The organism is Stella humosa, from assembly GCF_006738645.1.
Lineage (GTDB): Bacteria > Pseudomonadota > Alphaproteobacteria > ATCC43930 > Allostellaceae > Allostella > Allostella humosa.
Genome location: NZ_AP019700.1, coordinates 4,662,946 through 4,676,313, shown reverse-complemented (window position 1 = coordinate 4,676,313; position 13,368 = coordinate 4,662,946). Strand labels below are relative to the sequence as shown.

At 70.2% G+C, this 13,368-nt stretch carries 13 protein-coding genes; 6 read left to right on the top strand and 7 right to left on the bottom strand.

Translation table 11 applies throughout. The features are described 5' to 3' along the window. The first annotated feature begins 38 nt into the window (after positions 1-38). Complete coding sequence (locus STVA_RS21905; protein ID WP_123692090.1) at positions 39-1,268, top strand: GGDEF domain-containing protein; 1,230 nt, start codon at positions 39-41, stop codon at positions 1,266-1,268. Here the strand turns inward: STVA_RS21905 and STVA_RS21900 are convergent. After that, positions 1,237-1,797 carry a DUF1349 domain-containing protein gene (locus tag STVA_RS21900; RefSeq protein WP_123692088.1) on the bottom strand — a complete coding sequence of 187 codons (561 nt, stop codon included), beginning with the start codon at positions 1,795-1,797 and terminating at the stop codon, positions 1,237-1,239. The genes STVA_RS21905 and STVA_RS21900 overlap by 32 nt on opposite strands. A 186-nt stretch (positions 1,798-1,983) precedes the next feature. On the opposite strand from STVA_RS21900, the gene STVA_RS21895 reads away from it, so the two are divergent. Next, on the top strand, positions 1,984-2,928 hold the full coding sequence (locus STVA_RS21895; RefSeq protein ID WP_170216575.1) for a DMT family transporter: 945 nt from the start codon (positions 1,984-1,986) through the stop codon (positions 2,926-2,928). A 7-nt stretch (positions 2,929-2,935) separates the two neighbouring features. Here the strand turns inward: STVA_RS21895 and STVA_RS21890 are convergent, their stop codons facing one another. Continuing rightward, the gene (locus tag STVA_RS21890) at positions 2,936-3,433 is read right to left on the bottom strand and encodes a DUF3429 domain-containing protein (RefSeq protein WP_123692084.1); all 498 of its coding nucleotides are present in this window, start codon (positions 3,431-3,433) and stop codon (positions 2,936-2,938) included. 134 nt (positions 3,434-3,567) lie between these two features. Here STVA_RS21890 and STVA_RS21885 point away from each other — a divergent pair, with 134 nt between their 5' ends. From STVA_RS21885 to STVA_RS21870, 4 genes are all read left to right on the top strand, one after another. Further along, complete coding sequence (locus tag STVA_RS21885; protein ID WP_123692082.1) at positions 3,568-4,329, top strand: SDR family NAD(P)-dependent oxidoreductase; 762 nt, start codon at positions 3,568-3,570, stop codon at positions 4,327-4,329. Between the two features lie 96 nt (positions 4,330-4,425). Continuing rightward, positions 4,426-6,417, top strand: a complete 1,992-nt coding sequence (locus STVA_RS21880) for a transglycosylase domain-containing protein (protein ID WP_197735705.1) — start codon at positions 4,426-4,428, stop codon at positions 6,415-6,417. A 10-nt stretch (positions 6,418-6,427) separates the two neighbouring features. Beyond that, positions 6,428-7,087 (top strand): class I SAM-dependent methyltransferase, encoded by a 660-nt coding sequence (locus tag STVA_RS21875; RefSeq protein WP_170216574.1) that lies wholly within the window; start codon positions 6,428-6,430, stop codon positions 7,085-7,087. Positions 7,088-7,102: 15 nt separating this feature from the next. Further along, positions 7,103-8,023, top strand: a complete 921-nt coding sequence (locus tag STVA_RS21870; protein WP_123692076.1) for a LysR substrate-binding domain-containing protein — start codon at positions 7,103-7,105, stop codon at positions 8,021-8,023. A 4-nt stretch (positions 8,024-8,027) separates the two neighbouring features. On the opposite strand, the gene STVA_RS21865 is transcribed toward STVA_RS21870, so the two are convergent. From STVA_RS21865 to STVA_RS21845, 5 genes are all read right to left on the bottom strand, one after another. After that, positions 8,028-9,629 carry a class I adenylate-forming enzyme family protein gene (locus tag STVA_RS21865; protein WP_197735704.1) on the bottom strand — a complete coding sequence of 534 codons (1,602 nt, stop codon included), beginning with the start codon at positions 9,627-9,629 and terminating at the stop codon, positions 8,028-8,030. A 75-nt stretch (positions 9,630-9,704) separates the two neighbouring features. Continuing rightward, positions 9,705-10,517 (bottom strand): ABC transporter permease, encoded by an 813-nt coding sequence (locus STVA_RS21860; RefSeq protein WP_123692072.1) that lies wholly within the window; start codon positions 10,515-10,517, stop codon positions 9,705-9,707. Continuing rightward, positions 10,514-11,380 carry an ABC transporter permease gene (locus STVA_RS21855; protein WP_123692070.1) on the bottom strand — a complete coding sequence of 289 codons (867 nt, stop codon included), beginning with the start codon at positions 11,378-11,380 and terminating at the stop codon, positions 10,514-10,516. The genes STVA_RS21860 and STVA_RS21855 overlap by 4 nt, the downstream gene beginning before the upstream one ends. Further along, positions 11,371-12,468 (bottom strand): ABC transporter ATP-binding protein, encoded by a 1,098-nt coding sequence (locus tag STVA_RS21850; RefSeq protein ID WP_123692068.1) that lies wholly within the window; start codon positions 12,466-12,468, stop codon positions 11,371-11,373. The genes STVA_RS21855 and STVA_RS21850 overlap by 10 nt, the downstream gene beginning before the upstream one ends. Continuing rightward, complete coding sequence (locus STVA_RS21845; RefSeq protein ID WP_142235855.1) at positions 12,458-13,321, bottom strand: amidohydrolase family protein; 864 nt, start codon at positions 13,319-13,321, stop codon at positions 12,458-12,460. Before STVA_RS21845 ends, STVA_RS21850 begins: the two co-directional genes overlap by 11 nt. Positions 13,322-13,368 lie beyond the last annotated feature (47 nt).

Here is a 13,368-nt window from a genome sequence, read left to right as displayed (position 1 = left end):
AAGGGGAGATACCGAATGGAAGTTCGGAGGGGCTGGACGTGACCTCCCGGACCGGCGCCGGTGGGCGCACGGATGCCGCCGTGGCGCGGCTGCGGCAGGAATTGGCGCGACGGATCGTGGCCCTGCTGGATTCCGATGGCCTGTCGCCCGCGACGGCCGATGCGGGGGCGGGCAATTCCGCTGCCCAGTTGGACCGCATCCGTCGTGGCAAGGCAGCCGACACCGACCTGGAACACCTGATCCGCCTGCTTCTGCGGGTCGCCCCGGACATGGACATTGCAATCTCGGTCGTACCGGCCGGCTTGCCCGACCCGGTTGCGACCAGGCTGCCCGAGGCCAGCGAGCCGGAGGAAATCCGCTCCGTGTTCGAGCGTACCCTCGACCTGTTGCCGGATGGCGTCCTGCTGATCGGCCCGGAACGGACCCTGGTCTATGCCAACAAGGCGTTCGAGCAGCTCTGGCAGATGCCGGCCGGCCTCGTCCAGTCGGGCGACCAGGCCGCATTGCTGCGCCACGCCATGGAACAGATCGAGGATCCTGCCGCCTTCCAGGCCGAGGTTGAACGGCTCTACGGCTCGCACGAGCGCACTCAGGATTTCGTATCGTTCAAGGACGGTCGGATCATGTCCCGGCGCAGCGTGCCCTTCATGCAGGCCGAGCGCGATCATGGGCGCATCTGGATATTCACCGATGTGACCGAGGCCTGGCACGCGCGGCGCGACCCGCTGACCGGCATCCCCAATCGCCGCGCCTATGCCAGGCGGTTTCCCGATTTCGTCCTGCGGCCCGACGACGGGCTCCTCAAGGGCATGGCGATCATCGATGTCGACCATTTCAAGGGATACAATGATCGATACGGCCATGCCGCGGGGGATTCGGTCCTCGTCCGCATCGCCGAAGCCCTGTCCACCGCGCTGGGCGGCGAGGACGACGAACTGTTCCGCATCGGCGGGGAGGAGTTCGTGGTCATCGGCAAGCACCGCTCGGCAGACGGCGCCGGCGCCATGTTCGAGCGCCTGCGCGCGGCGATCGAACGGCTCCGCATCGAACATCCCGGCAACCCCGGCGGGGTCGTCACGGCCTCGTTCGGCGTAGCGCTCTTCCGCGGCTCGATGAACCCGGGCTCGATCTTCGAACTCGCCGACCAGTGCCTATATCGCTCCAAGCAGGCCGGGCGCAACCGGGTGACGCAGGAGCGGATACGGCGCCGGCCGGCGGACGATGGGCCGCGGGCCGCTACTTCGGCGCAGCCTGCCGCCCGACCGTGAAATCGCTGAAGATCGCCTCCAGCCCGGCCCGCTCGGGCGTGCAGCACATCGGCCCGACGGCGTAGCTGGCGGCCTCTGGGAACGGGCACATGCGGGCGAGCTGCCAGCGCTGGCCGTCCGGCGACGCGTGGAGTTGCAGGACGCCGGCTCCGACCTCCACGCGCAGCCACAGGTCGGCGGGGTCGCCGGCAAAGGGGCCGGTCGCCCAGTCCGACCGGCCGGCGGTCAGGACGCTGCCCAGCGTGGCGGCCCCGTCGACCTGCTCGATCCCGGCCTTGATCCAGTGGCTCTCATCGACGCGGACCATGATGCCCGCCTGGTCGTAGAGCGCCTGGTAGCGGGCGCGCACGCGCAAGGTCGCCACGAACGGCGCCTCGACCGGGCGGCCGAAGAAATGCCCGCTGTCGCGCACGAAGCCGTAGTGGGTCTGGCGCCAGAAATCGGTCTGGCCGTCGGTGGTGACGGACAGGCCATCGGGGCCGAGCCGCCAGTCGGCCGGCTCGTTCAGCCAGCGGCATGCTGCAAACATCGGGATGCTCCGGGCGGGGATTGGGCGGGTGCCATGCTAGCAGGCCGCGGGCAATCGGCCGAAGTGCCACGGATTGCGTCGATCAAGGCTGGTACGGCCGGCCGCCACCACTTAGCCTTGAACCCGCCCGCCCGAAGCCCCGATCCGAGGGTGCTCTGCCCGCCCCCAGACCCGGACCCGGTTCCCATGCCCCTGAAGCGCCAGTTCGACCATTGGATGAATGACCTGCCGCCCCCCATCCAGGGGGCGATCTGGATGCTGATCGCGGCGATCCTCTTCTCCTGCCTCAACACGCTGATCCGCTGGCTGACGGCCGAGCGCGGGCTGCCGCCCTTCCAGGCGGCCTTCTTCCGCATCTTCTTCGGGCTGCTCTTCATGGTGCCGCTGATGATCCGCGGCGGCCGCGCCGGGCTCGGCCGGCACAACCCGCTCTACCTGCGCCGGGCGGTGGTGGGGGTGCTGGGCATGCTGGCGTCCTTCTACAGCATCGCCCACCTGCCGCTCGCCACCTCGACCGCGCTCAGCTTCACCGCGCCCATGTTCACGACCGTGCTGGCGGTGTTCTTCCTGGGCGAGGTGGTGCGCATGCGCCGCTGGTCGGCGATCATCGTGGGATTCCTGGGGGCGGTCGTCATCCTGCGGCCGGGGTGGACGCCGCTCGATGCCGGCATGATCGCGGCCTTGCTGTCGGCGGCCTCCAGCGCGCTCAACACCATCGTCATCAAGCAACTGTCGCGGACCGAGCCCGCCAACGCCATCGTCACCTGGATGGCGCTCTACTACACGCCCTTCCTGCTCATCCCGGCCTTGTTCGTGTGGGAATGGCCGGCCTGGGACATGTGGCCGTGGATCATTGCCATGGGGGCGATGGGCTCGCTCGGGCACATGGCGCTGACGCGCAGCTTCACCGTGGCCGACGCCACGGTGGTGATGAACTTCGACTATCTGCGGCTGCCCTTCTCGGCCCTGCTGGGGCTGATCTTCTTCGCCGAGTGGCCGGACGAATACACCTTCCTGGGTGCGGCCATCATCGGCCTGTCGGGTCTCTACATCGCCCACCGCGAGGCCAAGGTCAGCCGCGTCCGGGCGGCCACCACCGCCAGCGCCACGGTGCCGCGCAGCCGGCCCTGATCGCCCGTCAGGCGCCGGGCGGGAAAACGAAGCGCAGGGTGGACGCCGCCAGCGCCAGGGTGGCGATGACCGTCAGCGGGATGCGCAGCGCCGGATACCAGTCCGGCGCCAGCCCGCGGCGCGTCGCCACTATGTCGGCCACCAGGACGATCGGGAAGGCGATCGTCAGGGCCGTGCCCATGGTGACCGGCTCGAACTCCAGCGCCGTCAGCAGCCATCCGGCCAGCGCCGGGATCACGCTCCAGCCGAGCCGGCCCCAGCTCGTGCCGTTTGGCTCCGGCCCGAAGTCGCCGATCGCCAGGCCCCAATGGACGGCCCCCAGGAAGGACAGGACCGCCGAGGCGTAAAAAAACTGCAGCGGGATGGCGAGCCCGGCTTGCCCGGCCTCCAGCACCCAGGCGCCGGCGGCGCCCGCCACGAAAGGGATCAGCCCGAGGAATCCCAGGATCAGGGCGGGGCGGGGGACATCGGCGAGGTTGGGTCGGGCCGCGTGGGATCTGGGCATGGCGATGTTCTAGGCGGCGGCCCCGCGCACCCGCAAGCCCGCCCCGCGCGTCGTGCTCGAGCGTTCGTGCCACAATGACCGGGACGCGCAGGGCTGCTAAGACGCTGCATCGAACTTGGCCGGGGAACAGGACCATGAAAATCGACGGGGTTGCCGCGATCGTCACGGGTGGTGGGTCGGGGCTGGGGGCAGCTACGGCGCGGATGCTGGCGGCGGCTGGTGCCAGGGTGACCGTGGTCGACGTGAAGGCCGGCCCGGCCGAGCAGGTGGCGGGCGAGATCGGCGGGCTGGCGGTAGCCGCCGACGTCACCAGCGCCGAGGCCGGGGCAGCCGCCGTGGCGGCGGGGCGCGAGCGCCATGGGGCCGCCCGCATCCTCGTCAACTGCGCCGGCATCGCGCCCGCCCAGCGCATCGTCGGCCGGGACGGGGCGGTGGCGCTCGACGATTTCCGCCGGGTGATCGAGGTCAACCTGATCGGCACCTTCAACATGATGCGGCTGGTGGCCGCCGACATGCAGGGGCTGGAAGCCCTGGCCGATGGCGAGCGCGGCGTGATCGTGTCGACCGCCTCGGTCGCGGCCTTCGAGGGACAGATCGGCCAGGCCGCCTATGCCGCCTCCAAGGGCGGCGTGGTGGCGCTGACGATGCCGGCCGCGCGCGAGTTCGCCCGCTCGGGCATTCGCGTCAACGCCATCGCGCCCGGCCTCTTCGCCACGCCGATGCTGCTCGGCATGCCGCAGGCGGTCCAGGACAGCCTCGCCGCCAGCGTGCCCTTCCCCAGCCGCTTCGGCACGCCGGAGGAATATGCCAGCCTCGCCCGCCACATCGTCGAGAACACGATGATCAACGGCGAGTGCATCCGGCTCGACGGCGCCATCCGCATGCAGCCGCGCTGAGGGCGCCGATACGCCTGAAAATAGCCATCCGGCTGGCGATACCATCGCCCGGATGAAGCCCGGAGTCGCAGCCGGGGGCCAGGGCAGGAGCAGAACGTGGCCGAGCAGGGGGCGGGTGAAGCGGGGCCGAAGCGGCCGAAACGGCGCCGGTCGGTGATGGGGTTCCTCTTCCGCTGGACGATGATCCTCGGCATCTGGGGGCTGGTGGCGGTGCTGGGTGTCGTCGCCTGGTACGCCTACGACTTGCCCGACACGCGCAACCTGGCCGGGGTGGAGCGGCGGCCGAGCGTCACCCTGCTGGCGGTCGACGGCAGCGTCATGGCGACCTTCGGCGACGTCCATGGCGAGGCCGTCCAACTCCGCGACCTGCCCTCGCACATGCCGGCGGCCCTGCTGGCGACCGAGGACCGGCGCTTCTACCAGCATTTCGGCGTCGACCTCTTGGGCGTGGCGCGCGCCATCTACCAGAACATCCGTGCCGGCCGGGTGGTGGAAGGCGGCAGCACGATCACCCAGCAGCTCGCCAAGAACCTGTTCCTGACCCAGGACCGCACGACCCGGCGCAAGGTGCAGGAAGCGCTCCTCGCCTTCTGGCTGGAGCGCCGCTTCACCAAGGACGAGATCCTGACCATCTACCTGAACCGGATCTATTTCGGCTCGGGCACCTATGGCATCGACGCCGCCGCCCGGCGCTATTTCGCCAAGCCGGCAACGAAGCTCAGCCTCTACGAGGCGGCCGTCCTGGCAGGATTGCCCAAGGCGCCCTCGCGCCTCAACCCGCTGCGCGACCCGGACCTGGCGGCGGCGCGCGCGGGCGAGGTGCTGGACAATATGGTCGAGGCGGGCTTCCTGACGCGCAACGAGGCGGAGGCCGCCAAGACCAACCGCAGCCAGCTCGCCCGCGTCTCCGGCCCGTCCCAGGGCAACCGCTACTTCGCCGACTGGGCGATGGAGCAGGTGGCCGGATATGTCGGCCAGGCGACCGACGACCTGACGGTCGTCACCACCTTCCAGCCGCGCATGCAGGGGCTGGCGGAATGGGCCGTCGCCAACGGCCTGTCGGTCGAGGGGGCCAAGGGCGGGGTGGGGCAGGCGGCCCTGGTCGCCATGGCGCCCGATGGCGGCGTGCAGGCGATGGTGGGCGGCCGCGACTATGCGGAAAGCCAGTTCAACCGCGCGGCCCAGGCGCAGCGCCAGCCGGGCTCGTCCTTCAAGCCGTTCGTGTGGCTGGCCGCCCTGGAATCGGGCTGGCGGGCCGAGACGCTGGTGGTCGACCAGCCGGTGCGGGTGAAGAACTGGTCGCCGAAGAACTTCAACGGCCGCTACCTCGGCGAGATGAGCCTGGCTGACGCCCTGGCGCAGTCGATCAACACGGTGGCGGTCCAGCTCGTCCAGCGCATCGGCGTGGAGCGGGTGATCGCGGTCGCCCATCGCATGGGCATCACCAGCGAGCTCGGCCGCGACGCCAGCCTGGCGCTCGGCACCAGCGAGGTGTCGCCGGTGGAGCTGGCGGGCGCGCTGGCGCCGCTCGCCAACGACGGCAACGGCGCCATCCCCTATGGCATCCGCGAGATCCGCGACCGGACGGGGCGCATCCTCTACCGCCGCAGCGGCTCCGGCCCCGGCCGGGTGGTGCAGGCGGACTATGCGGCCGAGATGAACCGCATGCTGTCCGGCACCATCGAGCGCGGCACGGCGCGCGCGGCCAACATCGGCCGGCCGGCCGCCGGCAAGACCGGCACCACCCAGGATCATCGCGACGCCTGGTTCGTCGGCTGGACACCGGACCTGGTGGCCGTCGTCTGGGTCGGCAACGACGACGGCCAGCCGATGAAGGGCGTGACGGGTGGCTCGGTGCCCGCCACCATCTGGCGCGCCTTCATGCAGGAGGCGGTGAAGGGCACCCAGCCCCGGCCGTTCCCGTCCTATGCGCCGCCTATGGCCATGGTGCCGCCGCCCGTGGCCGACGACCGGCGCGGCGGCGGCTGGTTCGGCGAACTTTTCTCGCGTCCCGCTCCGGCGCCGTCCGGCCGCGGCGGGGGCTCCCAACCGCTCTTCCGCAACGACGACGTGCGAAGCGGCAACTGAAAGCATGCCCATGGAAGATCCCATCCGCCGCCACCCGACGCGGGCAGAACAGCTCGACCTGCTGGCGGGTGCCGTCGCCGACCTGGCCAGGCCGGGCGACGCCGTCCTCGATCTCGGCTGCGGCACCGGCTATCTGGGCCATCTGCTGCACGCTAGGCGCGCCGACCTCGCCTATGTCGGCGTCGACCGCAAGGGCGAGAGCCTGACGGCGGCCGCGGCCAACCTGAAGCCCTGGGGCGCCTCGGCACGCCTGGTCGAGGGCGACCTGTCGGACATCGCCGCGATCGGCGGAATCGAGGGGCCCTGGCGCTTCATCGTCACGGTGCTGACCTTCCACGATCTCGACGACGCGGCCAAGGCGCGCACGATCGCCTGGGCTGCCGGCCGGCTGGCGCCGGGTGGCGTGTTCCTGCTGCACGACCGCATTCGCCTGACCGAGCCGGCGCTGTTCCCCCTCCAGAAGAGCATCTGGGACCGGCTGGAACGCATCCATGGCGAGGGCATGCGCTCGGCCGCCGACTTCGCCGCCTACGAGCATGACCTGGGGCAGGACAACCGGCCGGCGACGCTGGCGGACTATGGTGCCTGGTTCGCGGCCGCCGGCCTGGCGTTCCAGCCGCTGCACCTGCATGGCAACGTGGCGCTCCTGGCGGGTGCCCGGCGCAGCTAGGCGCCCGCTCGGCCGATGGTCACGCTCCGCCAGCTCGAGGTGCTCTGCGCGGTGATCGAGACGGGCTCGGTCACCGGGGCGTCGCGCCGGCTGAATCTGTCGCAGCCGGCCGTCAGCAAACTGCTGGCGACGCTGGAGCGGCACATCCAGCTCGTGCTGTTCCGGCGCGAGCACCGGCGGCTGGTGGCGACGCCCGAAGCCCATCGCCTCTACGAGGAATCCCAGCACCTGCTGGTCGGGCTGACGGACGTCGCCCGCCTGGCGGAGGAGCTGCGCTCCCTCAGCTCCGGCACGCTGGCGATCGCCAGCCTGCTGGCGCTGGGCCACCGCCTGCTGCCGGAAGTGGTCGGCCGCTTCCTGCGCGCCCGGCCGGCGGTCAACTTCTCCTACCAGGTGCGCAGCTCGAACAAGATCATGCAGTGGGTCGTCACCAACCGCATCGACCTCGGCATCGCCATGCATTCGATCGACCATGACGCGATCGAGACCGAGACGCTGCGCACGGTCGAGGCCGTGTGCGCGCTGCCGGCCGACCACCCGCTGGCGGCGCGGCCCTGGATCGCGGCCGACGACCTGACCGGCCAGCGCTTCATCTCCTTCGGGTCGGAGGGGCGCATCCAGGACGCGGTCGACGAGATGTTCGATTCCCTCGGCATTCGCCGGCGCATCATCGGCCGCGTCTTCAACTCGGCCTCGGCCTGCAGCCTGGTCGCCCAGGGGCTGGGGGTGGCGATCGTCGACCCCTTCTCGGCCGCGGACTTCGCCGGCAGCGGCGTGGTGGCACGGCCGTTCCGCCCGGCCATCAGCTACCAGTTCAAGCTGCTCTATCCCCGCTCGCGCGAGCGCAGCAAGCTGCTGAACGCCTTCGTGCCGATGCTGAAGGCGGCCGCCCGCGACTGGCCCGTGCCGGTGGCGCCGCCCGATACCCCAGCCTGACTCGTCAGGGCCGCCAGCGGCCGTCGAGGCGATCCCAGCTTCCGGTCCGCTGGTCGGCCTTCTCGCGCAGCAGCGGCGGCTTGGAGATCTTGCCGGATTCCGTCCGCGGCAGCGGCGTCGTGCGGTATTCGAGGTAGCGCGGCACCTTGAAGACGGCGAGCTTGCCCTGGCAGTGGGCGACGATCCGCTCCGGCGGCACGTCGGCTGCCGTCAGGCCCGGCTGCAGGACGACATAGGCCTTCACCTCCTCGCCGCGCGTGTCGTCGGGCACCGGGACGACGGCGGTCTCGGCGATCTCGGGGATCTCCAGCAGGATCGATTCGACCTCGCGGGCGGCAATGTTCTCGCCCGAGCGGCGGACCATGTCCTTGGTCCGGCCGAGGATGTAGAGGTAGCCGCGCTCGTCCTGGCGGAAGAGGTCGCCGGTGCGGAACCAGTCGCCCCAGAAGGCATCCCGCGTCGCCTCGGGCTTGCGATAGTAGCCCTTCAGGATGCCGGGGCCGCGCACCAGCAGCTCGCCGACCTGGCCGACCGGCACGGTCCGCCCCGCCTCGTCGGCCACCCGGCATTCGCGGAAGGGGGCAGGGATGCCGACCGTGCCGGTGCCCACCATGTCGACCGCCTCCAGCGGCACGATGGTGCCGCAGCCGATCTCGGTCATGCCGAAGCCCTCGCGCGCATGGAAGTCGAAGCGCGCCTCCAGCCCGGCATGGTCGCCGGCGGGAAAGCCGTAGATGTTGGCCCGCTTCACGCGATGCCCGCCGTCCTCGGCCGATGGCGGCTGCTTGTAGGCCAGCGTCGGGTAGATGCAGAAGTCGATTTCCTGCTCGCGCACCCAGTCCATGAAGCGGCTGCCGCTCTGGCGCTGGGCGACATGGACGGCGGCGCGCTGGTTGAAGGCCATCATCAGCTGCCACAGCCCGGTCATGTAGAAGAAGGGCAGGCTGATCAGGATGCGCTCGTAGGTCTGGGCGTCGCAGTGGGCATGCACCCGGCCGACCGTCAGCCAGTAGCGCTGCGTCAGCATGCAGCCCTTGGGGAAGCCGGTGGTGCCGGACGTGTACTGGATGTTCAGCAGGTCGTCGGCATCGGGTTCGCGCTGGCCCGCCCACGCATCCGACTGGCCCGTCGCCAGGCTTTCCCAAGCGTGGGCGCCCTCGACCGGGCCGCCGACGGCGATCAGGCTTGTCCCCAGGTCGGGCCGGGCGGCGGCCAGTTCGCGGACGGTGGGTCGGAATTCCTGGTGGAAGACGAGGAAGGCCGCCTCGCTGTCCGTCAGCACATATTCCAGCTCGTGGGCGGTGTAGCGCACGTTGACCGGCACCATCACCGCGCCGATGCGCGCCAGCGCCAGCCAGGTCAGCGGCAGGGCCGGCAGGTTCGGCAGCATGATGCCGACATGGCTGCCGTGGCCGATGCCGATGGCGAGCAGCCCGTTGGCCAGACGGTTCACCGCCAGGCGCAGTTCGCCATAGGTGATGCGCTCGCCAGTCTCGAAGAAGCACCACGCCTCGCGGTCGGGCACCTCGCCCGCTAGCTGGTCGAGCAGCGCCCCCAGGTTGGCCGGCAGCGGCTCGGCCTCGATCCGGCGGAACCGCTCCGCCACGGGCGGGAGATCCTGAAGGCGAACGTCGTTCTTCATCGCGACTGCACCAGCGAATGACGGGGAGAAGGAAGCGGCCTAGGCGGCCGGGCGGACGCCGGAGCCGAAGCGGCCGATGACCAGCAGGACGATGACGACGAGCGCGATCTGCAGGACCGATACGGCGGCGATGGTCGGGTCGATCTCGAAGAGGATGCTGTCGAACATCTTCTTCGGCAGGGTCATGTTGATCCCGCCCAGGAACATCGCGATGACCAGCTCGTCGAACGAGCTGATGAAGGCGATGAAGGCGGCCGAGACCAGGGCCGGGCGGATCTGCGGCAGGGTGATGCGGCGCAGGGCCGTGAACCAGCTTGCCCCCAGCCCCTGGGCCGCCATCTCGGTCGCGATGTCGACCGTGCGCAGGGAGGCGCCGACCACCAGCACCACCAGCGGCAGCGCATGGATGGTGTGGGCGACGGCGATCCCCTGCCAGGAGCCGACGAGCTGGAAGGTCGAGAACAGCTTATAGGCGGCGACCGAGTAGACGATGCTGGGCAGCGCGATCGGCGCCATGACGAACTGTTCCAGCAGCCCCTTGCCCGGATAGGTGCCGCGCACGAGGCTGATCGCCAGCAGCGTGCCCAGGATGGTCGCCGCCACCGCCGTCACGCAGCCGATCTTGACGCTGCGCCAGGTGGCGTCGAGCCAGTTGGGATCGGCCAGGAACTCGCGATACCAGCGCAGGGAATAGCGCGGTGGGGGGAACTGGAGGTAGGCTGAGTCGCTGAAGGAGATCGGGAAGACCACGACCAGCGGCAGCAGCAGGAACAGGAAGACCAGCCCGCTCCAGGCATAGAGGGTGATGCGCGCGGCGCGGCGGCCGCGGCTGCCTCGGCGGCGGGCGGTCATGCCGTGCGGCTCCGGCCCAGCTGCTTGATGGCGGCGTAGGAGACGAGGATGGCCGCCACCAGCACCATGCACAAGGCCGACGCCAGGCCCCAGTTCAGCATCTGCGCCACCTGCTGCTCGATCAGGAGGGCCACCATCATCACCTTGCCGCCACCCAGCAGGGCCGGCGTGATGAAGAAGCCCAGCGCCAGGATGAAGACGAGCGTGGCGCCGGCGACGACGCCCGGCATGGTCAGCGGCAGGTAGATGCGGCGCAGCACCTGCCACATCGGCGCGCCCAGCCCCTCGGCCGCGGCCATCAGGTTGCGATCGACGCGCAGCATCACCGCATAGACCGGAAAGACGAAGTAAGGCAGCAGCACGTGCACCATGCCGACGACGACGCCGAACTCGTTGTGCAGCAGCGGCAGCGGTTTCTGGATCAGGCCGGTCGAGACCAGCAGCTTGTTGATGATGCCGTTGTTGCCGAGCAGGATCATCCAGGCATAAGTGCGCACCAGGAGGCTGGTCCAGAACGGCAGCACGACGCAGAGCAGCCCGAACAGCGCCCAGCCCCGGGGGGCGGTCGCCAGGAAGTGGGCCACGGGATAGCCCAGGACGGCGCAGAGCAACGTGACCAAGCCCGCGATCCGCACCGTGTTCCAGAAGACGCCGACATAGAGCCCGCCCGAGAAGACCTCCTCGTAGTGGGCCAGCGTCCCGTTCTCGATGCTGAGGCGCATCAGGTCGACGAGCGGGTAGGCGAAGACGATCGCCAGCAGGAGAAAGCCGGGGGCGGCCAGCAGGGCGTAGAGCAGGCGCTGGCGGCCCGCCCGCGACAGGCGCCGCTGCCCGGCGGCCGGTCTTTCACCGGTCAGTTGCACGGCACGCCTCGCACGTCGGCGGCATCCCAGCCGACCATGCGGCTCTCGCCCGCGGCCGGGTGGTGGTCGGTGCCGGTGCCCTGGGTGCGCAGGACCAGTTCCAGGCCGGATTGCAGCCGCACCCGGTACTTGCTGTCCTGCCCCAGATAAAGATGCTCGACGATGGTGGCGGAAAAGGCGTTGTCGGCCTCCTCAGCGCGCGCGACCCAGCGGATGCGCTCGGGCCGGACGACGAGCTGCAAGGGTGCGTCCAGGCGGGCGAGGTCGCCCGCCACCAGCCGTTCGCCGCTTTCCAGCATCACGGTGGGCCGGCCGTCGCGCTCGCCGTCGGGCGTGCCGCGCAGCAGGTTGGCCTCGCCGACGAAGCCGGCGACGAAGCGGCTGGCCGGGCGCTCGTAGATGGCGGTCGGGCGGTCGAGCTGCTCGATCCGGCCGTTGCTCATCACCGCGATGCGGTCGGACAGCAGCAGGGCCTCTTCCTGGTCATGGGTGACGAAGACGGTGGTGAGGCCGAGCCGCTGCTGCAGGTGGCGCAGCTCCACCTGCATGCTCTCGCGCAGCTTGCGGTCGAGCGCGCTGAAGGGCTCGTCCAGCAGCAGCAGGCGCGGGTTGAAGACGGTGGCGCGCGCCAGGGCCACGCGCTGCTGCTGCCCGCCCGACAACTGGCGGGGCAGGCGGCCGCCATAGCCGCCCAGTTCCACCAGCTCCAGGATCTCGGCCACGCGCCGGTCGATCTCGCGGCGCGCGACCCCACGCATCTCCAGCGGGAAGGCGATGTTCCGGGCGACCGTCAGGTGGGGGAAGAGCGCATAGTTCTGGAACACCATGCCGATGCCGCGGCCGGCCGGCGGCATGTCGGTGATGTCCTGGCCGCCCAGCGCGATGCGGCCCTCGTCGATCTCCTCGAAGCCGGCGATCGCCTTCAGCAGCGTCGTCTTGCCCGATCCGCTCGGCCCCAGCAGCGTGACGAACTCGCCCTCATGCACGGTCAGGCTGACGCGTTCCAGCGCCACCACGCCGCCATAGGTCTTGCGGGCGCCGTCGACCACGAGGATCGGCGGCCGCACCCGCCCGGCATCAGCCGACATTCAGCAGCCTCGCCAGGTTGCCGCCCAGGAACTTCTCGATCGTGGCCGGCTTCAGCGGCAGGGCGCGGATTTCCTCGATCGAGCGCTTGAAGGGCAGCAGCGGCCAGGAGGTGCCGAAGATCAGCCGGTCCTGCAGCACGTTGTCGCCATAGGTCAGCAGCGGCTCCCAGCCCGTGCCGGGCTTGCCCAGGTATTTCGGCCGCACCGGGGCGGTGCAGATATGGATGTTGGGGTGCCGCCAGGCGACCGCGATCAACTGGTTGACCCAGGGGAAGCCAGGCGGGCAGGCGACGATCTTCAGGTCCGGGAACTCGCACGCCACCCGGTCGAGGCGCATCGGGTCGCCATACTCCATCGGGATGCTGTCGGAGAAGTTCATGCCGGTATGCAGGCCGGCCGGCACGCCCCATTCCGACAGCTTGGTGTAGAACGGCTTCATCAGCGGGTCGTCGGCGAACAGCTTCAGCTCGAAGAGCTGGAAGTTCACCTCGACCGCGCCCAGCACCTTCACCGCATGCTCCATCTCGTCGAGTGCCGCCTGCCCCTTGTGCGGGTCGACCGAGGCGCCGAAGAGGATGCGGCCGGGCGCGCGCCGGGTGACCGCGTGCACCAGCTCGTTCGGCAGCTTGGCGCCGAACGTCGTCTCCACGTCCTTGGCCTGGAAGAGGACCTTGTCGATGCCGGCCTCGTCCAGGTGGGCCAGGAAGTCGTCGAGCGGGCGGGCGCACCAGGCGTCGAAATCCACCTGGCCCGCCGACGCGCCGTAGACCCGCTTGTAGCCCTTGAGGTGGCCGGTCATCATCACGCGCCGGATCTCGTCGATCGGCACGCGCACGCGATAGTCGATGATCATGGAATGTCCCAGGCCCTGGTGATCGCGGTTGTCGGCAAGGATGGCTG

What these genes read in the sequence shown, in the direction of transcription:
- STVA_RS21850 (WP_123692068.1), bottom strand. Translation starts at nt 12,468, where the DNA reads ATGTCGGCTGATGCCGGGCGGGTGCGGCCGCCGATCCTCGTGGTCGAC.
- STVA_RS21870 (WP_123692076.1), top strand. Translation starts at nt 7,103, where the DNA reads ATGGTCACGCTCCGCCAGCTCGAGGTGCTCTGCGCGGTGATCGAGACG.
- STVA_RS21890 (WP_123692084.1), bottom strand. Translation starts at nt 3,433, where the DNA reads ATGCCCAGATCCCACGCGGCCCGACCCAACCTCGCCGATGTCCCCCGC.
- STVA_RS21875 (WP_170216574.1), top strand. Translation starts at nt 6,428, where the DNA reads ATGGAAGATCCCATCCGCCGCCACCCGACGCGGGCAGAACAGCTCGAC.
- STVA_RS21885 (WP_123692082.1), top strand. Translation starts at nt 3,568, where the DNA reads ATGAAAATCGACGGGGTTGCCGCGATCGTCACGGGTGGTGGGTCGGGG.
- STVA_RS21895 (WP_170216575.1), top strand. Translation starts at nt 1,984, where the DNA reads ATGCCCCTGAAGCGCCAGTTCGACCATTGGATGAATGACCTGCCGCCC.
- STVA_RS21860 (WP_123692072.1), bottom strand. Translation starts at nt 10,517, where the DNA reads ATGACCGCCCGCCGCCGAGGCAGCCGCGGCCGCCGCGCCGCGCGCATC.
- STVA_RS21900 (WP_123692088.1), bottom strand. Translation starts at nt 1,797, where the DNA reads ATGTTTGCAGCATGCCGCTGGCTGAACGAGCCGGCCGACTGGCGGCTC.
- STVA_RS21845 (WP_142235855.1), bottom strand. Translation starts at nt 13,321, where the DNA reads ATGATCATCGACTATCGCGTGCGCGTGCCGATCGACGAGATCCGGCGC.